The following is a 21,073-nucleotide window of genomic DNA, read 5'->3' on the forward strand; positions in this document are numbered from 1 at the left end:
GGGGAGCATCCGCCGATGCCGAGCGAGCTGTATCGCTGCGTGTACTACAGCAAGAACCTGATCGCCGGCGGCCCGGCGCGGATCGCCGAGGAGATCGAGTCGATCCTGGCGGCAGCCCGGCGCAACAACCCGACGCTGCAGGTCACCGGCGCGCTGGTGTTCAATCGCGGCCTGTTCGCCCAGGTGCTCGAAGGGCCTTGTCCGTCCGTGGAAGCGCTGTTCGAGAAGATCTCGCGCGACGAACGCCACGGCGACATTCAGGTGCTGGCCTTCCGCGCCGTTCCCGAGCGACTGTTCAGCAACTGGTCGATGGCGTTTCTCGGCCGTTCGCGCGAGGACGAGAACCTGTTCGGCCATATCGGCCCGCAGACCGGGTTCAGTACCGAGCGGCTCGAGGGAGACCGGCTGCTCGAGATCGTGCGCAATCTTGCTTTCGAAGAAGAAGCGCGCGCCGCCTAAGACAGCGGCGTCAGATCGCGCTCGCCGCGATGTTGACCATTAGCGCCACTAAGGCGGTGTTGAACACGAACGATACGACGCCGTGCGCGGTCGCAGTGCGGCGGATCGTCCGGTCGGTGATGCCGACATCCGACACCTGCGCGGTCATCCCGATCACGAACGAGAAATACACGAAGTCCCAATAGTCGGGCTCGGTGTGCTCGTCGCTGCCCGGAAACGCCAGCCCTCCCTCGCGGTCGCCGCGATAATATTCGTGCGCGTAGTGGAGCGCGAAGGTGGTGTGCACCGCCGCCCAGGACAGCGCGATGGTGAAGGTCGCGAGCGCTAGCTCGGCGGCACCGCGATGGGCGGTGCCGAGTTCGGTGACGATCGCCGCGATGGTGGCGTAGGCGCCGATCGCGGTGACCATCAGAATCAGGAAACGGCCGTCGTCCTGCAGCACCGCATTGCGCCGGATGTAGGCGACGCCGCAGCGTGCCATCATCGTGTAGGCCAGCGCCAGATACACGATGATCGAGACGTCCCAGCCGATCAGCGCGCGCGTCACCGGCCGAAGCCAGCCCGGCAGCAGCGCGAATGCGACCACGCCGATCGCGATCGACGCGAACAGCCGCGGCCGCGAATACACCAGGCGAACGATCCGCGGCAGCTTCCGAAAGCGAAGCAGCAGCGGATCGTCGTCCGGGTGCTCTGTCATGCGCCGATCAGCTCTTCCGCTCGGCGACGAAGCGGGCGGCGGCGCGCAGCACCTCGCCGCGCTCGCCGAACGGCGCCAGCGCCTGGTCGGCACGCGCGATCAGGTCGCGCAGCCGCTGCTTGGCGCCGTCGATGCCGAGTTGGGTGACGAAGGTGGTCTTGCCGAGCGCGGCATCGGCTCCGGCCGGCTTGCCGAGCGCGGCAGCGTCGCCTTCGACATCGAGCAGGTCGTCGGCGATCTGGAACGCCTCACCGAGCGCACGGCCGTAATCGTCGAGCGCGCGATACTGGTCGGGGCTTGCCTGGCCGAGGATCGCGCCGGCGACGCAGCCGTAGCGGAGAAGGGCGCCGGTCTTCATCTGTTGCAGCCGCGCGACGTCGACCGGCTCGCGGTCGCCGAACCGGCCTTCGCCGGCAAGATCAAGCATCTGGCCGCCGACCATGCCGCCGAGCCCGGCGCAGCGCGCCAGCACTCGTGTCAGCAGCAGCCGCACCGTCGGATCGTTGTGCACCTCGTCGCGGGTGACGATGTCGAACGCGAAGGTCAGCAGCGCGTCGCCGGCGAGGATCGCAGTGGCGTCGTCATAGGCCTTGTGCAGCGTCGGACGGCCGCGGCGCAGATCGCTGTTGTCCATCGAGGGCAGGTCGTCGTGGATCAGCGAGTAGCAGTGGATGCACTCCAGCGCGGCGCCGACCAAGAGCGCGGCGGCACGATCGATGCCGAACACTGCGGCGCTCTCGACCGCCAGGAACGGCCGCAGCCGCTTGCCGCCGCCGAGCGTGGAGTAGCGGATCGCGTCCATCAGCCGGCGCGGCCGGGCGATCTCGTCGGACATCAATTCGTCGGACAACAGCCGGCCGAGCAGCGCTTCGGTTTCCTCGGCGGTAGTGTCGAGCCGCTTGGCAAAGTCGATCGTGGAAGTGCCGGTGGCCATTCGGAAGTGCTCCAGATAAAATTCGGCCGGACCATTCATCATGGCACCGGCTTCGTCAATTCGGCGGACGGCAAGGGGCCAGGCCATCACCGGGAGCGATCGTGTCTGATCCCGTTGCATCTGCGCCTCGCACCAAGCGTGTGGTTCGCATTGTCATCTTAGTGGCGCTCGCGCTGCTGGCTCTGCCTTATCTCCTCACCATCCTGTATGGCGGCGGCCAGCCGGTCTCGACCCTGATGCTGTGGCGCTGGGCCACCGGGGCGCCGGTCAGCCGCACCTGGATCGACATCGAGAATATTTCGCCGGCGCTGCCGCGCAGCGTGGTGGCGGCCGAGGACGCCAAGTTCTGCAGCCATCACGGTATTGACTGGGATTCGGTGCGCGACGTGATCGACGACATGCAGGACGGCGAGGCCAGCCGCGGCGGCTCGACCATCACTCAGCAGGTCGCAAAGAACCTGTTCCTGTGGCCGGGCCGCAGCATGATCCGTAAGGCGCTCGAGGCGCCGCTGGCGCTGTGGATCGACTTCGTGCTGCCCAAGCAGCGGATTCTCGAAATCTACCTAAACATCGCCGAATGGGGGCCGGACGGTCAGTTTGGCGCCATGGCCGGCGCCGACTATGCGTTCGGCCGCTCCGCCGCGCAGTTGTCCGCCAAGGAGGCTGCAACGCTCGCGGCGATTCTGCCCAATCCACGGGTCCGCAGCGCGAAAGCCCCAGGTCCGGGCGTTCGCCGCCTTGCCGCCACTTACGTGGCCCGTGCGCGAGCGGCCGAGCTGCGGCAGTGCTGGCGTGAAAATCGTGAGTCCTGACGACCGCTTGGGACGCATTTTGCGCGCCGACCGCCCTAGCATTCCGATCCGGCTTCCGTTATAAGCCCGGCCTTACGCATTTCGCCTGCGCGCAAGCGGGCCGTCCAAACGCGGACGCCGAGACCGATTTCGCCAGGGAACCTCCGTTAAGGATTACCGATATGGCCGTTCCGAGAAGAAAAACTTCGCCCTCGCGGCGTGGCATGCGCCGGTCCGCGGACGCGATCAAGCGCCCGACCTATGTCGAGGACAAGGATTCCGGCGAACTGCGCCGCCCGCACCATCTCGATCTCAAGACCGGGATGTACAAGGGCCGCCAGGTTCTGAAGAAGAAGGATTCCTGAGCTCTCGCTCGGATCCTTGAGTCGGCGCGGCATGTCGCGTGGTTTCGACCACGCTCTGACAAGACGCCGCGTCGCACTCGCGGGAAGGACGCAAGTGTCGGCCGCGCACGCGCGGCGGCACATCGCGCAATGCGATCCGCCCGATGCCTGAATTCGTACCAAGTGTTGCGTTAGGGAGTTGACGTCCGCGTCCGGACGATCGCCCACTCGCGTCCGGTCGTTCTGAACCACAGGCTTCGCCGATGTCGATTATCGGTTTCCCGCTGCTGCTGATCCCGGTTGCGATCTGCAACATCATCGTCTTCCTGATGCCGGGATTGGCGTTCGACGCGGCGCTGACCCGTGTCGTGCTGCCCTCCGGCGCCACCTGGACGATCGCGCTCGGCGACACGCTGGTGGCGCTCGGCGTGCTGCTGCTGCTGCCCGAAGTGATGAAGGCGGCCCGGCCCGGCGCCAAATACCTCACCGATCATCTGCTGTCGCTGCTGGTGCTCGGCGGCATCACGGCTGAGTTCGTGATGCTGCCGCAGTTCGCCAATGCCACCGTGGCTCTGCTGTCGCTGCTGGCGGTGGTCGATTTTCTCAGCGGCATCGCGCTGCGCAGCCGGCACAAGCGCGAAGCTCGCGCGGCGCGTTCGGCCGTTGCCAAATCGTCTGCCGAGACCATTGAAGACGAGCCGGAGCAGCCGGCGACGGTTGCCGAGCCGGCACCGGTGGTGGTGCCGGCGACCGAGCTGGCGCCGCAGACGGTCGAGCCGGCTTCCGCGTCCGCCGCTTCCGCGGCGTCGATCGCCGAGGCGGTGCTGCTCGACCGGCCTGAGCCGGTGAAGCCGTCCGAGACGGCAAAGAACGAGGAAAAGTCCCCGGCGCGCTGACGCGCAGCGTAGGCGATCAGGACATCCGCTGGGTTTTAAACCCGGTGGGCGGCGCCGTATGGGCGTGGCCGGTGGTCGACCGATACGCCGCATTGGCCTGTCCCGGTTCGGCTCGATTGCAGTCGCGGGTCTGCGGGTAGCCCCCGTCGATCGCCATCAATTGTGCCACGAAGTTCGAGGATGGGCGGACCAGCCTGTCGGTGTAGCGGGTTCGCATCGGCGGCGGTGTCACCGGGACCGGAAGCGGTTCGATCAGTTCTGCTTCGGCGCAATCCGGCTCCGCTGAGGCGCTGTAGACGTCGCTTCCGTCGTCGATCCAGACCTTCGCCATTGTTGCACCTGCGTTAATTGTCTCGTTTCGGGACGGTTGACCCCATCCTGTTGGTGTCATCGCAAGTCGTGTGCCGGAGGCGTTCACCTGGTAGTATGCCGAGGGACGGCCATCCGTTCCTGTCCCGGAATCCGAATTGGTTTCCAATTTCTTTATATTATCGACCTAGCTTTGGGGTATTGGGCCGACCTATCCTGCACAGGAGAATCACCTGACAGCGTCCCGAAACGAGGCAGTCGTGTCGTCCGCCGCTCCTGCGCCCCGCTCATCGACCGCGCAGACCGTGACCGCGCCTGATTCGTTGTTGCTGTCGCTGCTCGGCCAAGCCGCCTTCGTCTGGGATCTCGCCTCCGATACGCTGAGCTGGACCGGCCGGGCTGCCGAACTTTTTCAGGACATTCCCGCCGAAACGCTGGCCACCGGCGCAAGCTTCGCGGCGCTGCTGGAGCCATCGCGCCACGTCCGGTCGGACGCGTTGCTGAACGGCGCCGCCGCGGCCGGACCGGGCTGCGTGCCGTATCGGATCGAATACGGCATCCGGGCCTCGACTGCGGCCCCGGTAAGCTGGATCGAGGAGACCGGGGTCTGGTTCGCCGGTCCCGACGGCCGCCCGGCGCGGGTCGAGGGCATCGTCCGCATCAACAACGAGCGTCACGCCCGCGACGAGCAACTCCTCAAGCTGTCGCAGCACGATCCGCTGACCGGCGAACTCAACCGCACCCATCTGATAGGTGCGCTCGCCGAAGCGATCGAGGAAGCTACGCGCTTCCGCACCAGCCTGTCGTTCATGCTGGTCGGCCTCGATCATCTGGCGCGCGTCAACGACTCGTTCGGCTTCGATGTCGCCGACGAAGTGATCTTGACTATTGCCGGCCGTATCCGCAATCGGCTGCGCGCCGGCGATCAGCTCGGTCGGTTCTCCGGCAACAAATTCGGACTGGTGCTGAAGAACTGCACGGTCGACGACGCCCATATAGCGGCTGAACGGTTTCTCGCCGCGGTGCGTGACGAGATCGTGCCGACCAAATCGGGCCCGGTATCGCTCACCGCGTCGATCGGTGCGGTAAGCGCGCCGCGCCACGCCCGCACCGCCGATGAAGCCATCAACCGCGCCCAAGAGGCATTGGCCGCCGCCAAGCATCGGCGCAGCGGCTCATTCGCGATGTGGCGGCCGAATGTCGAGCGCGACACGCAGCGCCGCGTCAACATCCGCGTCACCGACGAGATCGTCACCGCGCTGAACGAACGCCGCATCGTGCTGGCCTACGAGCCGGTGGTCGACGCATCGTCGCGGGCGCCGGCTTTCCACGAATGCCTGGTGCGTATGAAGACCGACGATGGTCAGGTTCTGTTTGCGCCGGACATCGTCCCGGTGGCGGAGCGGCTCGGGCTGATCCGGCTGGTCGATCATCGCGTGCTCGAACTGGTGGTGGCCGAACTCGCTGCGGCGCCCGGCGTGACGCTCAGCCTCAACATCTCGCCCGACACCACCATCGATGCCGATTGGTGGGCCGGCATCGAATCGCTGATGCTGGCTCATCCCGGCATCGCCGAGCGGCTGATCGTCGAGATCACCGAGACGGTGGCGATCCCTGACCTTGATGAGGTGCGCGGCTTCGTCAATCGGCTGAAGACTCTGGGTGCGAAGATCGCGATCGACGATTTCGGCGCCGGCTACACTTCATTCCGCAATCTGCGCGCGCTCGGCGTCGACATCGTCAAGATCGACGGCGCCTTCGTGCAGAACATCGCACGGTCGGCCGATGACCGCGCGTTCGTGCAGACGCTGATCGATCTGGCGCGCCGGCTCGGCATCAAGACCGTGGCCGAATGGGTGCAGGACGACGAGTCCGCGCAGCTGTTGCGCGACTGGGGTTGCGACTACATCCAGGGGCGGCTTATCGGCCTGGCGTCACAGCAGCGGCCGTGGCCGCTAGCCGCCGAAGCGGCTGCGCGCCTCGCCGGCAAAGCCGTCAATTAGCAAGGCCGAGAGAGCGGTCGAGCACCGCGAATGCTGGCCGGCCCGGCGTAAACTCTGTTGAGCGGTCGTCGAAGACATCCGGTTCTGACATGATCAGAACCGGAAGATGCCTCAGCAGCAAACCTCGCTGCTATTCGTCCTTCTTCGGCTGTTCGAGCGACATCCGCTCCAGCCGCTCCTGCATCTCTTTCATCTGCCGGCGCAGATCTTCGATGCTGTCGGCGCCGCCGCTGGTTTCGGCCGGTACCTCGTCGGTCGATTCGTGGCTCGGCGGGCGCGGCACGAACATCGAGAAAGTCTGCTGAAACAGCTCCATGTTGCGGCGGACGGTCTCTTCCAGCGGCGCGAACGGCGTCAGGCTGAAGGTCGACGCCATCTGCTTGCGGAATTTCTCCTGCTCGCGCGTCAGCGAATCGATCGACTGCTCCAGATACTTCGGCACCACCATCTGCATGCTGTCGCCGTAGAAGCGGATGAGTTGCCGAAGGAAGGTGGTCGGCAGAAGGTTCTGCCCGGCCTTGTTCTCTTGCTCGAAGATGATCTGTGCGAGCACGCTGCGGGTGATGTCGTCGCCGGTCTTGGCGTCGTAAACGAGGAAGTCCTCGCCGTCCTTCACCATCGTGGCGAGGTCTTCGAGCGTCACGTAAGTACTGGTGCCGGTGTTGTAGAGTCGCCGGTTCGCGTATTTTTTGATCGTGGTCGGTTGGTCTGATTTCGCCATGTCACCCACACACACGGAGGATAAGGAACCCGCCGCCTCCCGACAGCAGGCTGAGACGCAATGCAATAAAGTAAGCACTTTCAATGCACCTCGGCTACCGTTTTGTGCGGCGCCCGCCGCCGGGTGGTGTCAGGGTGAATTTATCGGTCTCGCCGCGCCAAGATGCGTGTGCCGGATTGACACGCCGCCGCCGGCTTCACAGGATGTGCGCCGACACCGGCACGCCAACCCAGGCCCCGCCGTCCAAGAGCACGTCAAAAACTCAAGCCCAGGAGATGTCCATGTCGGACGATGTCGTCATCGTCAGCGCCGCACGCACCGCTGTCGGAAGTTTTAACGGCGCCTTCGCCAATACGCCGGCGCACGAGCTCGGCGCGGTCGCGATCAAAGCTGCGCTGGAGCGCGGCGGCATCGATCCGGCGCAGGTCTCCGAAGTGATCATGGGCCAGATCCTCACCGCCGGTCAGGGGCAGAATCCGGCGAGGCAGGCCTCGATTGCCGCCGGTATTCCGGTCGAGAGCCCGGCATGGGGCATCAACCAGCTTTGCGGCTCCGGTCTCCGCTCGGTCGCGCTCGGTTACCAGGCACTGATGAACGGCGACTCCGATATCGTCATCGCCGGCGGCCAGGAGTCGATGAGCATGGCGCCGCATGCGCAATATTTGCGCGGCGGCGTAAAGATGGGCGCGGTCGAACTCGTCGACACCATGCTCAAGGACGGCCTGTGGGATGCCTTCAACGGTTACCACATGGGCAACACCGCCGAGAACGTCGCGCGGCAGTGGCAGATCACCCGCGATCAGCAGGATGAATTCGCGGTGGCTTCGCAGCAGAAGGCCGAAGCTGCGCAGAAGGCCGGCAAGTTCAAGGACGAGATCGTCCCGGTGACGATCAAGACCCGCAAGGGCGACATCGTGGTCGACACCGACGAGTACCCGCGCCACGGCGCCACGCTCGAAGCGATGGCCAAGCTGAAGCCGGCGTTCGAGAAGGACGGCACCGTTACGGCGGGTTCTGCGTCGGGCATCAACGACGGCGCCGCTGCGGTGGTGCTGATGACCGCCAAGCAGGCGGAGAAGCTCGGCAAGAAGCCGCTGGCCCGCATCGTGTCGTGGGGGCAGGCCGGTGTCGATCCGAAGATCATGGGCTCAGGCCCGATCCCGGCGTCGCGTGCGGCGCTGAAGAAGGCTGGCTGGTCGGTCGGCGATCTCGATCTGATCGAAGCCAACGAAGCGTTCGCGGCGCAGGCCTGTGCGGTGAACAAGGATCTCGGCTGGGACACATCGAAGGTTAACGTCAATGGCGGTGCGATCGCGATCGGTCATCCGATCGGCGCGTCGGGTGCGCGCGTCCTTGTGACGCTGCTGCACGAGATGCAGAAGCGCGATTCGAAGAAAGGTCTTGCCACGCTATGCATCGGCGGTGGCATGGGCATCGCGATGTGCCTCGCGCGCGATTGATCGCCGTGTGTCGCGACGACGTCGCGATACACGGACTGATCAGTTGCAGTGCAAGAACGATTGTTCAAACGCCCGGCAGATTGCCGGGCGTTTTTGCTTGATGTTCACGAGCGAGCATCCTTTTATTCGAAAAGACACAATCGCGTTCTAGACAAAAAAGGAATTGCGGGAGGAGCTTTGCAATGACGCGGGTGGCGTTGGTGACTGGGGGGACGCGCGGTATCGGTGCAGCAATCAGCAAGGCGTTAAAAGCGGCGGGCTACAAAGTCGCAGCGTCTTATGCGGGCAACGATTCGGCAGCGGAGAAATTCAAAAGCGAGACGGGTATTCCGGTATATAAATGGGACGTGAGTTCGTTCGATGCCTGTGCCGAGGGCGTCAAGAAAGTCGAGGCCGAACTCGGTCCCGTCGATGTTCTGATCAACAATGCCGGCATCACGCGCGACGGCGCCTTCCACAAGATGACGCTCGAGCAATGGAATGCGGTGATCAACACCAATCTCGGCTCGCTGTTCAACATGACTCGGCAGGTGATCGAAGGCATGCGCACGCGCAAGTTCGGGCGCATCGTCAACATCTCGTCGATCAACGGTCAGAAGGGGCAGTTCGGTCAGGTGAATTATTCGGCCGCGAAGGCGGGCGACATCGGCTTCACCAAAGCGCTGGCGCTGGAGAATGCGCGCGGCGGCATCACCGTCAATGTGATCTGCCCGGGCTACATCAACACCGAAATGGTGCAGGCCGTGCCGAAGGACGTGCTCGACAAGGCGATCCTGCCGCTGATTCCGTGCAACCGGCTCGGCGAAGCCGAGGAGATCGCGCGCGCCGTGGTGTTCCTCGCCGGCGACGATGCGGGCTACATCACCGGTTCGACGCTCACCATCAACGGCGGCCAATACATGGTTTGAGGCACAGCGAATCGTCTGCGATCCTTGCACAGCGTGTGCTGCGCGTTTATGCGAGGCGCGGCTGGCGGGCGCACGCATGACCTCGCGCGTCGCGACCCTGATCGGGCTGTCGGCCATCCTGATGTGGTCGCTGCTTGCGGTGATGACGGTCGCGACCGGCACCATCCCGCCGTTTCAGCTTGCCGCCATGTCGTTCGCGATCGGTGCGCTTGCTGCCGCGGTCGGCTGGATCGTGCGGCCGCAGGCGGTTCGCGCGCTGCGCCAGCCGCCGCTGGTGTGGGCGGTCGGCGTCGGCGGATTGTTCGGTTATCACGCGCTGTATTTCCTGGCGCTCCGGCTGGCCCCGCCGGCCGAGGCCGGTCTGTTGAATTATCTGTGGCCGCTGCTGATCGTGCTGTTCTCCTCGCTGCTGCCGGGCGAGCGGTTGAAGCTGCATCATCTGGCTGGCGCACTGCTCGGTCTGGCCGGCACGGTACTGCTGTTCACCGGCAACGGGGCAGCGATCGAGCGGGCTTATCTGCCGGGGCTGGCCGCGGCGTTCGTCGCAGCTTTCGTGTGGGCGAGTTATTCGGTGCTGTCGCGGCGGCTGAGTGCAGTGCCGACCGATGCGGTCGCAGGCTTCTGCTTCGTCACCGCGCTGCTTGCCGCAGCCGTGCATGTGCTGATCGAGCCGACCGTGTGGCCGGACGATGCGCTGCAATGGACCTTGATCGTCGCGCTCGGTATCGGCCCGGTAGGCGCGGCGTTCTATGCCTGGGACATCGGTATGAAGCGCGGAGACATCCGCGTGCTCGGCGCGGCCTCCTACGCGACGCCGCTGCTGTCGACTGCGTTTCTGATCGTTGCCGGTTATGCCCGGCCGTCGACCGCGCTGGCGGTTGCGGCGCTTCTGATTGCAGGCGGCGGCTTGCTCGCCGCCAAGGACATGCTCAAGCGCGGCTGACGGTGCTTAAACAGCGGCCTTACTGCTCGAGAACCATGCGGCCGTCGGCATAGGCGAAGCGCTTCAGTTTCGACAGATACGACAGGCCGAGCAGGTTTTCCGACAGTGCTTCGTCGGGAAGTACCAGCGCATCGACGTCGCGCACGATCAGGCCGCCTACATCCAGCATCGCGATGCGGGCGCGCGCGGCTTTCACCTGGCCGTTCGCGGTCGAGACTTTGGTTGTGTAGTCGCCGCGGGACGGCCGCAGACCGAATCGCGCCGCCGAGGTTTCGTTGAGGGCGACCACCGAAGCGCCAGTGTCGACCATGAACGACAGACGCTGGCCGTCGATCCGTCCGTCGGTGCGGAAGTGGCCACGCGGATCGCGGTCGATGCTGACGCTGCGACCGTAGTTTTCTGAAGTCGCCGCCGCCATGCCGATGGTGCCGTGAGGCGCGGCATGAGCCTGCGCCGGAGCCGGCGTAATCCGGTCGGCGATTTGAGCCATCGCGGTGCCGAGCACCACCAGGGCTGCGGCGAAAATCAGAATGCTACGCATAACGCCTACTCACACAGTCCGTCGCCGCACCGATTGGATCACGCGCGGGTGCCAGGCGCGACCGCGGCGCCCGATGCATCCGGTTGTTTTTGGCGAAAACGGTGAGCGAAGGATTAATGCGAGCGTCGGCTCAGGTGCCTTTCGGCTTGGCGCGGCGGGTCGGCGGCGCCGAGGCGGGGTCTTCAGGCCAGGGGTGGCGTGGATAGCGGCCGCGCAGATCGGCCCGCACCCCGGCGTAGGAGCCCCGCCAGAATCCTGGAAGGTCGCGCGTGACCTGCACCGGGCGGTGCGCCGGTGACAACAGCTCCAGCACCAGCGGCACGGCGCCGCCGGCGACCGATGGATGGGTGGTCAGGCCGAACAATTCCTGCAGCCGCACCGCGATCGTCGGGCCCTGCTCGGCCTCGTAGTCGATCGGCAGCTTCGAGCCGGTGGGCGCCTCGAAATGCGTCGGTGCCTCCCGGTCGAGCCGGGCGCGCAGCTCCCACGGCAGCAGATTCATCAGGGCGTCCGACAGGTCGGAGGCCGAAAAATCCTTCAGGCCGGTCTTGTCGAACAGGGTGGGCACCAGCCAATTTTCGCGCGAGTCGGCGAGGGCGGCATCCGACAAATCAGGCCATGGGTCACCCTCGGCCTTGCGCAGAAACATCACCCTGCCGCGCCATTGCTGAAGCTGCTTCGACCACGGCAGCCGGTCGAGTCCGGCCACGACAAGGCCCTCGGCGAGCACGCGCGCGGTCTGTTCGGACGGTGTCAGCGCCAGCGGTGCTTCTGACAGCGTGATCGCATGCAGCGCGCGGCGCCGCCGCGCCCGCAGCGCCATCGCGGAGCGGTCGAAGCTCACCTCGTCCGCGTCGGTGATCTGATCGCCGAAATGCAGCTCGATCTCGGACAGCGTGATTGGCGCCGCCAGCAGGATGCGGCCCTGCGCGGCGCTGCCGGTAAGTTCGCCGACCGCCAGATACGGTGCGCGCGCCAGCGCGGAAGTCTGCTCGACCGCGGCGCCGCGGCCGTTGGCGAGCGTGAAGCTACCATTGCCGCGATTCTTGGCGACGCGATCCGGGAACGCGAAGGCGAGCAGGACGCCGGAGCTGAGCTCGCCTGCGTCTTGCGGGGAGGGAGATGACGATGCGGCCTGCGCCGCCCAACGCTGCGCCATCTGCCGGGCGCTGCTGGCGCGCTGCGAGCGGTCGCGGCGGAATTGATCGCGGCGATGGTCGAGGTCGGCGCTATCGCCGCCCAGCCCGCGCTCGGTCAGAATCGCGGCGACTTCGGCGGCGTCCTTGGCGCAGTCGTGGCGGGCGGCATCGACGATCATCCGCGCCAACCGGGGCGGCAATGCCATCGCCCGCAGGCTGCGGCCCTCGTCGGTGATGCGGCCGTCCGGGTCGAGTGCGCCGAGCTCGCCGAGCAGCTCACGGGCTTCCTTCAGCGCCGGCTGGGGCGGCGGATCGAGAAACGCCAGCGACGACGGATCGGCAACGCCCCATTGGGCGAGGTCGAGTAGCAGCGATGACAGATCGGCGGATAGGATTTCAGGTTGCGTATAGGCCGGCAGCGACGCGGTCTGCGGCTCGTCCCACAGTCGGTAGCACACGCCGGGCTCGATACGGCCGGCGCGGCCGCGGCGCTGATCGACCGCGGCGCGCGAGGCGCGGACGGTCTCGAGCCGGGTGAGGCCGAGGTCGGGCTCGTAACGGGGGACCCGTGACAAGCCGCAATCGACCACGATCCGCACGCCTTCGATCGTCAGCGAGGTCTCGGCGATCGAGGTCGCCAGCACCACTTTGCGCCGGCCCTTCGGCGCCGGCTGGATGGCGCGGTCCTGCACGGCGGCGTCGAGCGCGCCGAACAGCGGCACGATCTCGACCCCCGGGTCCTGCACACGCTCGCGCAGCATCGTCTCGGTACGCCGGATCTCGGCGGCGCCGGGCAGAAACGCCAGCACCGATCCGGTTTCCGCCCGCAGCGCCTGCGCGATCGACTCGGCCATCTGCCTCTCTAGCGGCGCGTCGCTGCGGCGGCCGAGATAGCGGGTCTCGACTGGAAACGCCCGGCCGAGGCTTTCGACCACCGGCGCATCGCCGAGCAGCCGGGCGACGCGGGCGCCGTCGATGGTGGCCGACATCACCAGGATTCGCAGATCTTCGCGCAGACCTTGCTGGGCGTCGCGGGCCAGCGCCAAGCCGAGATCGGCATCGAGCGAGCGCTCGTGAAATTCGTCGAACAGCACCGCGCCGACGCCGGTGAGTTCCGGGTCGTCGAGGATCTGCCGGGTGAAAATGCCCTCGGTGACGACCTCGATACGGGTGGCGCGTGACACCTTGGAGCCAAACCGGACGCGATAACCGACCGTCTCGCCAGCCTTCTCGCCCAGCGTCTTCGCCATCCGCTCGGCGCTGGCGCGGGCGGCGATCCGCCGTGGCTCGAGCACGATGATCTTTTGGTTTCTCAGCCACGGTGCATCAAGCAGCGCGAGCGGCACGCGGGTGGTTTTGCCGGCGCCGGGGGGCGCTACCAACACTGCGGTGTTGCTGGCCTCGAGCGCGCCAGTGAGGTCGTCGAGTGCGTTGTCGATCGGCAGCGGGGTGTCGAAGGTGAGGGTCAAAAGGCAGCTCGAATGGTGCAAGGGAAGGATGGTTAACAGAAACGACCTGCAGCGGCAAAACAGCCCACCCAGGCTCCCAATTCCGGAAATGCCGTACATTCGAAGCTGAGGGCAACACTAACTCAACCGATCGCGCCGATGATGCATCCGAGCCGCATCAGACGGGAATAACCATGACTGCGAACGGCACACTGGCTCCGCGCATGCACGGCGGCCGGGTCGACTGGGTCGACTACGCCAAGGGCATCTGCATCATCATGGTGGTGATGATGCACTCGGTGCTCGGCGTCGAGGCTGCCGCAGGCCAGACCAGTTTCATGCACTACGTGGTCGAGTTCGCCCGCCCGTTCCGGATGCCGGACTTCTTCCTGATCTCCGGCCTGTTCCTCAGTGTGGTGATCGATCGCGGCTGGCGGACCTATCTCGACCGCAAGGTCGTGCACTTCGCCTACTTCTACGTGCTGTGGGTGACGATCCAGTTCGCCTTCAAGGCGCCGAGCTTCGCCGCCGAAATGGGCTGGGCCGGGGTCGCCAAGCTTTATGCGCTGTCGTTCATCGATCCGTTCGGCACGCTATGGTTCATCTATCTGTTGCCGATCTTCTTCGTCGTCACCAAGCTGACGCGGCGGCTGCCGCCGCTGCTGATCTGGGGCGTGGCAGCGCTGCTGGAATCGCTGCACGTCACCACCGGCTGGATGGTACCGGACGAATTCAGCGCGCGGTTCTTCTATTTCTACACCGGCTATCTGTTCGCCCGGCATGTCTTCGCTTTCTCCGATTCGGCCCGCGCCCGCCCGGCTCTGACGCTGCTCGGCCTCGCGGCATGGGCGGTCGTCAACGCCGTACTGGTGCATGTCGGGGCTGCCGACCTGCCGGTGATTTCGCTGTTGCTCGGGCTCGCGGGCGCCTGCGCCATCATCACGGTCGGCACGTTGCTGGCGGAGAAGCGCTGGCTCGACGGTCTGCGGTTCTGCGGCGAGCATTCGATCGTGATCTATCTCGCTTTCTTCCTGCCGATGGCGATCAGCCGGTCGCTGCTGCTGAAGTACGCGCCATTTCTCGATCTCGGTGTGATCGCGATCATCGTCAACATTGCCGGGGTGGTCGGCGCGCTGATCATCTGGAAACTGGCGATGAAGAGCGGCGCCACGTTCCTGTTCGAACGTCCCGACGCCTTCAGGATCGCCCCGCGCAAAAAGACTCCGCGGCTGCAGGCCGCGGAGTAATCAAGACTTACGTCTTCATAGCTGGGCAACTCGGATCGGCGCTTTACGCCGTCCGAGCACAGCCCTGTCGCGAAGCAGTCCAGCCTCGTATGGGGCTGGATGCTTCGCGTCGCTTGTAACGACGGAGAGGGGGCGGTCTTTACCGCCAGGCGTCGGCCTGCACCACGGCGTCGTCGCGCCAGGCTTCGCGGGCGGCCTTGTTGGCCATCCAGTTCGGCAGGAAGGTCAGCGCTTCGTCGAGAATGTGCGGGGTGTGCAGGCCCGGCGAATATTCCAGTGCGCGCTTGAAGTACTCCTTCAACGCCGGCCGGAAGGTCGGGTGGGCGCAGTTCTCGATGATCACCTTGGCACGCTGCTTCGGCGACAGACCGCGCAGATCGGCGAGCCCCTGCTCGGTGACGATCACCTGAACGTCGTGCTCGGTGTGGTCGACATGCGAGGTCATCGGCACGATGCAGGAGATCTTGCCGCCCTTGGCGGCCGACGGCGTCATGAAGAACGACAGGAAGCTGTTGCGGGCGAAGTCGCCGGAGCCGCCGATGCCGTTCATGATGCTGGTGCCCATCACGTGGGTCGAGTTGACGTTGCCGTAGATGTCGGCCTCGATCATGCCGTTCATGGCGATCACGCCGAGCCGGCGGATCACTTCCGGATGGTTGGAAATCTCCTGCTGACGCAGCACGATGCGCTCGCGATAGAAGTCGAGATTGCGCAGGAATTCATCGTAGCCTTCCGGTGACAGCGACAACGCGGTCGCCGAGGCGTGAGCCAGCTTTCCCTTGCGCAACAGGTGCAGCATGCCGTCCTGCAGCACTTCGGTATAGGCGGTGAGATTGTCGAACGGGCCATCTTCGAGGCCGGCCATTACCGCATTGGCGACGTTGCCGACGCCCGATTGCAACGGCAACAGGTTGTGCGGCAGCCGGCCCTTCTTCACTTCGTGGCCAAGGAAATCGAGGATGTGGCCGGCGATCGCCTGCGAGGTGTCGTCGGGCGGCGAGAACGCCGAGTTGCGGTCGGGCAAATTGGTCTCGACGATCGCGACGATCTTGGCGGGATCGCAGCGCAGATACTGCTCCCCGATGCGGTCGCCGGAAGCGATGATCGGAATCGGTTTGCGGTTCGGCGGCAGCTGCGTGCCGTAATAGACGTCGTGCATGCCTTCGAGGCGGATGTCCTGCCAGGCGTTGACCTCCAGGATCACCTTGTCGGCGAGATCGAGCCAGGTCTTGTTGTTGCCGATCGACGACGACGGGATCAGGCTGCCGTCCTCGCGGATGCCGGCGACTTCGACCACGGCAATGTCGAGCTTGCCGAGGAAGCCGAACCAGGCGTGCTGGGCGACGTGGGACAGATGGATGTCGATGTATTCCATCCGCCCGGCGTTGATGCGCTTGCGGCAGGTTGGATCGGATTGATACGGCAGCCGCATCTCGATGCCGTCGACCTTGGCGAGTGCGCCGTCGAGCTCGGGCGCCGTCGAGGCGCCAGTCCAGACGCTGACCTTGAACTTCTGGCCGCGGGCGTGATGCGCGTTGATGCGCTCGGCGAGCGCCAGCGGCAGCAGCTTCGGATAACCGGCGCCGGTGAAGCCGCTCATGCCGACATGCGCGCCGGACGGAATCAGCGCGGCAGCGTCAGCTGCGGTCATGACCTTGGAGCGGAGGTGAGGAGCAAGGATGCGCTCGGCGTTGACCATCAACGACTCTTTCTTGCTAGGAGCGGCCAGGGGATTGATGCGATTCGTCTAGTCGCTGTGACAGAAAGAGCCATGCAACCTATGGCGAAGGAGGCATGCGTCCCGCTCCCAAATGATGTCCGGCGCGGCATCGAGATGCCATGTCCGGCGCCGCACCTTCCCGGCAGCTATTTGATTCCTCAATCAAACTCCGTGAAACGGAAATCGTCAAATGGCGCTGGAGACATCCGCGCGAGGATGGCGAGGTGGCATGTGGAGTTTGCAGGGCAGGCCCGCGCCAATAGCTGTTCGACGATCCGTCATTTTTCCTGTGAGCCTTTTGGATGTCGATGGCACGCATCCAAAAGCGAAAACCTCCGGCAGGGCATTGCCGGAGGTTTCCTGGAGGTCTCATGAAGGAACCGAAATCTCTTTCCTCTCCTTCGACGGTCACCGATCACCCGCTGACCTTGTTCATAAGTATATGAGTATTTTTCCTGACTACAACAGGTAATTTACTAAATGAATTCGGCCGATCGACAAGTCTCAAGTAAGCAGCTGGGCGAACACTCGGAGCGGACAGCGAGGACGAACTCTGCTGAAGAGTGAGCGCTGATACATGCGGTCTTCAGATCCACGCTTCGCGTTGTGCGCTTGCTTACGATCGGAATCATTCAGAGAGCGGTGTTCGCTGCGCAACGAAAAACCCCGGCGGTTGCCCGCCGGGGCTCATCAGATCTCGCTTCGAGAAGCGGGGATCAGAAGTTGCGCTGAACGCGGAGGTTGCCGCTCCAGACGCCCTGGTCCTTGAACTCGTAGTTCGCGGCCGGCTTGGTCGCCGAAGCGGTCAGCGGCAGCACACCCGAGGAAGCCTGATCGAGGTAGGTGTACATCACTTCGCCCGACAGGGTCAGGTTTTTGACCGGGGTCCAACGGGTGACGGTGCCCACCTGAGCAATCGCGAAGTCCGGATTGCAGTTGAAACCGGCGACATTCGCAGCGCCGAGACCGTTGCAGATCAGAGCAGTCGCGGTGCCGTTGTAGTCGATCTTGGTGTACGAACCGAACAGCGAGGTCGACCAGTAGGGGTTCCAGTTGTGGTTGAACGCACCACGGATGCCCCAGGCGCTGGTCTTCTCGATGCCGGTACCGGTCAGGTTGTTGAGGCCGGCGAACACGCCGTCAGCCGCAACGCCGAACGCGACGCTCTGGTAGGTGCCCGGAACCGAGTTGTTGCCGTAGATCGCGAACGAGTTCGGGCTCACGCCGCCCAGCACGTAACGGGTCGCGCCGTTCGAGTAGCTCGCCGTGATGTTGATGCTGTCGCCGGGGCCGGTCGGCAGGTTCTTGAGCGACAGAGCGCCCTGAACCGCGTAGCCCCAGGTGTCGCTCGGATGGCCGGAGGTCTCGAGTGCTGGGTTGTAGTAGCTGGCGCGAACCTGATGCGCCGCGGCCGAAACCTGGAACAGACCCCAAGCCTGGTCGACGCGGATCTTGCCGACGATGTCGGGGATCGAGGTGCCGGCATAGGAGTTGGCGCCGTAGGCCAGGAAGTTCGGGGCGGACGAAACGTTGTACAGCGCCGACTGCAGGTACGACGACTGATCTTCGAGCGAGATCGACGCCGACACGCCGTTGCCGAACTCCGCGGTGTACGACACCTGGTTGATGCCGGTGACGTCGTCGTAGCCGCCGATCAGGAACGAAGTGTTGTTGCCCGGATAGCCGGTCCAGGGAGTGTCGAACTGCGACACGGCCTTACCGAAGGTGAAGCCGGCGAACTGGATGAACGCGTAGTACACGCCGAGCGAACCGTTGGCGATGGTGTCAGAGCCGGTGGTCCAGTTGAACGTCGCGTCAAAGTAGGTACGAACCACGCCGTATTCGGTCGCGGTGCGGGTATCAATGTTGATGTCCTGACGAGACCGGAAGATGTAGTCGTTGGAAAGACGGTTCTTCTGACCCGCGTTGCCGTTCCAGGCCGGAGCGTTATAGCCGCCGCTGCCGAACATCGTGACGTCGGCGCGCAGATAGCCGCCGAGCTTGATGCAGGTGTCGGTGCCCGGGATGTAGTAGAAGCCGGCGCCGTAGATCGAGCAGACCTTCACGTATTCGACGGCTTTCGCCTTCAACGGAAGATCAGCGGCCTGAGCGCTGCCGACGGCGATCACCGCCGCAGCTGTTCCCAGCGCCAGTTGCTTAATGATGTTCATTGCAACCCTCCAAGGTCAACAAAGTGGATGGAGCCGGTTCCTTCGGGGGTGCCCCGAGGTGGCCCTGTGACGCGAAGTTCGCCAGCGCCTCGGCGCGACAGACCTCTCAACGGGACGACTAGTGTTTGCCCCACCCCGTCTGCGGCGGATCATGGTTGATTTCATCACGTTAGCAAATTCATTTATCTACTCAGCAATATGATTTGGATCGGCACGTTGCATTTGTGCAACAAGACTATGGCAGCGCACCAATTTCCACGGCCCACCGGAGGCCGAGGTGTTGCAGGAAGGTCGAGGTCGTTTCAGAAGCTTCCTGTCTGACGTCACGTTGAAGCGGCACTTTGAGCGGATGCCGCCGCCGCTCTGCCCTGAAGCACTCACAAGTTATGCAGCAAGCGGCTGTCTTGACCGCACTTGTCCGGGCAGCAATCTTCTCCCAAACCCTTTATAAGATGCGCGCAGCGTGCACGAACGCGCGCGTTCGACCGGAATTGATGTGAGCGGTTGAAGAAGTTGTGTACACTGCCAACCTAGTTGTGCGACGAGCTATGCACGAGCAGCGGCGCTTGTGCGGGATAATGACCGGACAATGCAGACCAAGAGTAAAGCAGAGGCTCGCGCGCCACGCGGCTCGACGATCGACCCTGACCTCGCCCGGCGTTTCGCCACAACGGTCGCGAGTGTCACTGTGTTTCTCGACGAGATCCGTCAGTTCCGCGCCAAGTCACTCGGCATCAGCGGGCCGCAGTTCGCGCTGTTGATGGCCGTGATGGACCTCGAGCAGGGCGACGGAGTTTCGATCCGCCACGTCGCGAAGGCGGTCCACGTCGATCCGTCGTTCATTACCACGCAATCCAAGCTTCTGGAGAAGAAAGGCCTGGTCCGGCGACAGGTCGACAGCCACGACGCGCGGGTGGTGAAGCTGTCTTTGTCGGATAAGGCCTACAAACAGATTGCCGCTCTGGCCACCGACGAGCGCGACCTTAACAGCTTCATCTTTGAAGACATCAGCGGCGACGCGCTGGAACAGCTCACGTCCCAGCTCGGCGACCTACAGAACCGCCTGGAAAAGGCGACCGTCAAACTCGCCAGCGGCCTATAGCCGAGACTCCAGCCGGCGAATGCAGTCGGCGTCTCCAGTCGCGGCTTTCAATTGCTGGCCGACCCAGTCGAACACGAAATCGGCCACCAGAATTGGATCGTAGCCGTTCAGTGTCCACGGGCCGCTGCTCGTTTCGCCGAACACCTTCAGCAGGATGTCGCGGTTTCCGGGGTGATGTTCGGTCAGCAGTTGGCGGGCGTGACCCGGCTCGATGCCCTCGCTCGCCAGCAGCGGCACCAGCATCGGACAGCTCACCGCCGGCCGCCGGGCGCAACCCTGAACCATGCCGAGCGCCGCGCCGCAGGCTTCGGTCTGGCGGGCCACCCACAAATCCCAGAGGCCGCCGTCGCATACAGCGGCGGCGATTCGACCGTCGAGCGCGATCCCCCGGGTCACGAGCGACGACGGGCTGCCATCGCTGATCACAGCGATCCGCTTCGCATCAATCCCGCGACCATCGATCAGGTAGTCGAGGATCGCAGGGATCCCGGTCTCCGGCCCGGCGCGCGACGATGGCGGCTCATCAGGCAGGTCCACGCACAGCAAGGTCATGCCACGTTTCCGGGCGGAGCGTAGAACGAGCGAGAGAATCTCTTCCTTGGTACGCCGGGTCTCGGCGATACAGACCACGACGGGGCCGGTTTCAGCGCTGTAAGTCCCGACCGGCAGATAGAACCCCTCGAGCGATCGCGGTTCGAGCCAGGGTATTGCGACGGCTTCGCCCTGAGGCGTCAGGTGTGCCAAATAGTTGTGCAGGCAGCTTCGGGCCAAAGCCCCCAACGCCGGCTCTGCGCCCTCGGGACAGCTCTCGATTGCCGCGGCCATGAAGTAGTTCGCCGCATGCAACCAGCTCTTTTGCGCCTCCGGTTCATTGCCGGTCCGACGAGCCTCTTCGGCGCGCTGCACGTGTGATCTGGCGAGCTCTTCCCAGGCCTGCCGCCAACCGGGCCCGTTGCTCGATCGGATCAGTTTCGCGGCGGCCACGCATTCAGAAAAGCTGACGCCTTCGTTCTGCGCCACGCATAGCAATCTGCTGAATTCGCCACTGTACTCGTCGTGATCGAGCAGTCCTCGAACATCGCAATGATCCTGAATGCCGCTGACCAGTCGCAAGACTGCGACCCCTCCCGTTTACCTCGACCGACTTCGTTAAATTACTTAGTTGATCGAATAACTGAATTGCGAGCAACTGTCACTCGCGAAGCGGGTCCTGAAAGCTAAGATCGATGCTGCGTTGCAC

Annotated in this window: 19 protein-coding genes; 10 read left to right on the plus strand and 9 right to left on the minus strand. The window is 64.5% G+C overall.

Annotated elements, in window-relative coordinates:
• The first annotated feature begins 15 nt into the window (after positions 1–15).
• Positions 16–459: a BLUF domain-containing protein gene (locus tag HZF03_RS02635; RefSeq protein WP_119017517.1), complete on the plus strand. Its 444-nt coding sequence runs from the start codon at positions 16–18 to the stop codon at positions 457–459.
• A gap of 10 nt (positions 460–469) precedes the next feature.
• Here the strand turns inward: HZF03_RS02635 and HZF03_RS02640 are convergent, their stop codons facing one another.
• Together HZF03_RS02640 and HZF03_RS02645 are read right to left on the minus strand one after the other, a co-directional pair.
• A complete protein-coding gene (locus tag HZF03_RS02640; protein ID WP_011156091.1) occupies positions 470–1,156 on the minus strand; it encodes a DUF1345 domain-containing protein in 687 nt (228 codons plus the stop codon).
• A 7-nt stretch (positions 1,157–1,163) separates the two neighbouring features.
• Positions 1,164–2,090 (minus strand): polyprenyl synthetase family protein, encoded by a 927-nt coding sequence (locus tag HZF03_RS02645; protein ID WP_012494216.1) that lies wholly within the window; start codon positions 2,088–2,090, stop codon positions 1,164–1,166.
• Positions 2,091–2,191: 101 nt separating this feature from the next.
• Between HZF03_RS02645 and mtgA the strand changes: the two genes are divergently transcribed.
• The 3 genes from mtgA to HZF03_RS02660 all read left to right on the plus strand — a co-directional run bounded on the left by mtgA (position 2,192) and on the right by HZF03_RS02660 (position 4,121).
• Positions 2,192–2,902 carry a monofunctional biosynthetic peptidoglycan transglycosylase gene (gene mtgA, locus HZF03_RS02650; protein WP_011156093.1) on the plus strand — a complete coding sequence of 237 codons (711 nt, stop codon included), beginning with the start codon at positions 2,192–2,194 and terminating at the stop codon, positions 2,900–2,902.
• Between the two features lie 161 nt (positions 2,903–3,063).
• Entirely contained in the window at positions 3,064–3,246 is a 183-nt protein-coding gene (rpmF, locus tag HZF03_RS02655; RefSeq protein WP_011156094.1) for a 50S ribosomal protein L32, read from the plus strand.
• Between the two features lie 242 nt (positions 3,247–3,488).
• Positions 3,489–4,121 (plus strand): hypothetical protein, encoded by a 633-nt coding sequence (locus HZF03_RS02660; RefSeq protein ID WP_119017516.1) that lies wholly within the window; start codon positions 3,489–3,491, stop codon positions 4,119–4,121.
• A gap of 16 nt (positions 4,122–4,137) precedes the next feature.
• On the opposite strand, the gene HZF03_RS02665 is transcribed toward HZF03_RS02660, so the two are convergent.
• Positions 4,138–4,452: a hypothetical protein gene (locus tag HZF03_RS02665; protein WP_042440733.1), complete on the minus strand. Its 315-nt coding sequence runs from the start codon at positions 4,450–4,452 to the stop codon at positions 4,138–4,140.
• Positions 4,453–4,690: 238 nt separating this feature from the next.
• Here HZF03_RS02665 and HZF03_RS02670 point away from each other — a divergent pair, with 238 nt between their 5' ends.
• A complete protein-coding gene (locus HZF03_RS02670) occupies positions 4,691–6,433 on the plus strand; it encodes a putative bifunctional diguanylate cyclase/phosphodiesterase (RefSeq protein WP_119017515.1) in 1,743 nt (580 codons plus the stop codon).
• 130 nt (positions 6,434–6,563) lie between these two features.
• Here HZF03_RS02670 and phaR read toward each other — a convergent pair whose 3' ends face one another.
• Positions 6,564–7,154 (minus strand): polyhydroxyalkanoate synthesis repressor PhaR, encoded by a 591-nt coding sequence (phaR, locus tag HZF03_RS02675; protein ID WP_012494220.1) that lies wholly within the window; start codon positions 7,152–7,154, stop codon positions 6,564–6,566.
• A gap of 281 nt (positions 7,155–7,435) precedes the next feature.
• On the opposite strand from phaR, the gene HZF03_RS02680 reads away from it, so the two are divergent.
• The 3 genes from HZF03_RS02680 (at position 7,436) to yddG (ending at position 10,465) form a co-directional block, all read left to right on the plus strand.
• On the plus strand, positions 7,436–8,614 hold the full coding sequence (locus HZF03_RS02680; protein ID WP_012494221.1) for an acetyl-CoA C-acetyltransferase: 1,179 nt from the start codon (positions 7,436–7,438) through the stop codon (positions 8,612–8,614).
• Positions 8,615–8,796: 182 nt separating this feature from the next.
• Positions 8,797–9,522 (plus strand): acetoacetyl-CoA reductase, encoded by a 726-nt coding sequence (gene phbB / locus HZF03_RS02685; protein ID WP_119017514.1) that lies wholly within the window; start codon positions 8,797–8,799, stop codon positions 9,520–9,522.
• 76 nt (positions 9,523–9,598) lie between these two features.
• Complete coding sequence (gene yddG / locus HZF03_RS02690; protein WP_119017513.1) at positions 9,599–10,465, plus strand: aromatic amino acid exporter YddG; 867 nt, start codon at positions 9,599–9,601, stop codon at positions 10,463–10,465.
• A 19-nt stretch (positions 10,466–10,484) separates the two neighbouring features.
• On the opposite strand, the gene HZF03_RS02695 is transcribed toward yddG, so the two are convergent.
• Both HZF03_RS02695 and hrpB read right to left on the minus strand, forming a co-directional pair.
• Positions 10,485–11,006 (minus strand): TIGR02281 family clan AA aspartic protease, encoded by a 522-nt coding sequence (locus HZF03_RS02695; protein WP_119017512.1) that lies wholly within the window; start codon positions 11,004–11,006, stop codon positions 10,485–10,487.
• Between the two features lie 130 nt (positions 11,007–11,136).
• On the minus strand, positions 11,137–13,614 hold the full coding sequence (hrpB, locus tag HZF03_RS02700; RefSeq protein WP_119017511.1) for an ATP-dependent helicase HrpB: 2,478 nt from the start codon (positions 13,612–13,614) through the stop codon (positions 11,137–11,139).
• Positions 13,615–13,787: 173 nt separating this feature from the next.
• Here hrpB and HZF03_RS02705 point away from each other — a divergent pair, with 173 nt between their 5' ends.
• A complete protein-coding gene (locus tag HZF03_RS02705) occupies positions 13,788–14,840 on the plus strand; it encodes an acyltransferase family protein (RefSeq protein WP_119017510.1) in 1,053 nt (350 codons plus the stop codon).
• A 139-nt stretch (positions 14,841–14,979) separates the two neighbouring features.
• Here HZF03_RS02705 and HZF03_RS02710 read toward each other — a convergent pair whose 3' ends face one another.
• Complete coding sequence (locus HZF03_RS02710) at positions 14,980–16,539, minus strand: acetyl-CoA hydrolase/transferase family protein (RefSeq protein ID WP_119017509.1); 1,560 nt, start codon at positions 16,537–16,539, stop codon at positions 14,980–14,982.
• A gap of 737 nt (positions 16,540–17,276) precedes the next feature.
• A complete protein-coding gene (locus tag HZF03_RS02715; RefSeq protein ID WP_179906253.1) occupies positions 17,277–18,731 on the minus strand; it encodes a porin in 1,455 nt (484 codons plus the stop codon).
• A gap of 589 nt (positions 18,732–19,320) precedes the next feature.
• Between HZF03_RS02715 and HZF03_RS02720 the strand changes: the two genes are divergently transcribed.
• Entirely contained in the window at positions 19,321–19,833 is a 513-nt protein-coding gene (locus tag HZF03_RS02720; RefSeq protein ID WP_119020101.1) for a MarR family winged helix-turn-helix transcriptional regulator, read from the plus strand.
• Here HZF03_RS02720 and HZF03_RS02725 read toward each other — a convergent pair.
• On the minus strand, positions 19,828–20,946 hold the full coding sequence (locus HZF03_RS02725) for an alpha/beta hydrolase family protein (RefSeq protein WP_234832346.1): 1,119 nt from the start codon (positions 20,944–20,946) through the stop codon (positions 19,828–19,830). The genes HZF03_RS02720 and HZF03_RS02725 overlap by 6 nt on opposite strands.
• Positions 20,947–21,073: the final 127 nt, after the last annotated feature.

The organism is Rhodopseudomonas palustris (assembly GCF_013415845.1).
GTDB classification, from domain to species: Bacteria; Pseudomonadota; Alphaproteobacteria; order Rhizobiales; family Xanthobacteraceae; genus Rhodopseudomonas; species Rhodopseudomonas palustris_F.

Coding starts and splice junctions, on each gene's coding strand:
- HZF03_RS02635 (WP_119017517.1), top strand. CDS start 16: ATGCCGAGCGAGCTGTATCGCTGCGTGTACTACAGCAAGAACCTGATC.
- HZF03_RS02640 (WP_011156091.1), bottom strand. CDS start 1,156: ATGACAGAGCACCCGGACGACGATCCGCTGCTGCTTCGCTTTCGGAAG.
- HZF03_RS02645 (WP_012494216.1), bottom strand. CDS start 2,090: ATGGCCACCGGCACTTCCACGATCGACTTTGCCAAGCGGCTCGACACT.
- rpmF (WP_011156094.1), top strand. CDS start 3,064: ATGGCCGTTCCGAGAAGAAAAACTTCGCCCTCGCGGCGTGGCATGCGC.
- HZF03_RS02660 (WP_119017516.1), top strand. CDS start 3,489: ATGTCGATTATCGGTTTCCCGCTGCTGCTGATCCCGGTTGCGATCTGC.
- HZF03_RS02665 (WP_042440733.1), bottom strand. CDS start 4,452: ATGGCGAAGGTCTGGATCGACGACGGAAGCGACGTCTACAGCGCCTCA.
- phaR (WP_012494220.1), bottom strand. CDS start 7,154: ATGGCGAAATCAGACCAACCGACCACGATCAAAAAATACGCGAACCGG.
- HZF03_RS02680 (WP_012494221.1), top strand. CDS start 7,436: ATGTCGGACGATGTCGTCATCGTCAGCGCCGCACGCACCGCTGTCGGA.
- phbB (WP_119017514.1), top strand. CDS start 8,797: ATGACGCGGGTGGCGTTGGTGACTGGGGGGACGCGCGGTATCGGTGCA.
- yddG (WP_119017513.1), top strand. CDS start 9,599: ATGACCTCGCGCGTCGCGACCCTGATCGGGCTGTCGGCCATCCTGATG.
- HZF03_RS02695 (WP_119017512.1), bottom strand. CDS start 11,006: ATGCGTAGCATTCTGATTTTCGCCGCAGCCCTGGTGGTGCTCGGCACC.
- HZF03_RS02705 (WP_119017510.1), top strand. CDS start 13,788: ATGACTGCGAACGGCACACTGGCTCCGCGCATGCACGGCGGCCGGGTC.
- HZF03_RS02710 (WP_119017509.1), bottom strand. CDS start 16,539: ATGGTCAACGCCGAGCGCATCCTTGCTCCTCACCTCCGCTCCAAGGTC.
- HZF03_RS02715 (WP_179906253.1), bottom strand. CDS start 18,731: ATGAACATCATTAAGCAACTGGCGCTGGGAACAGCTGCGGCGGTGATC.
- HZF03_RS02720 (WP_119020101.1), top strand. CDS start 19,321: ATGCAGACCAAGAGTAAAGCAGAGGCTCGCGCGCCACGCGGCTCGACG.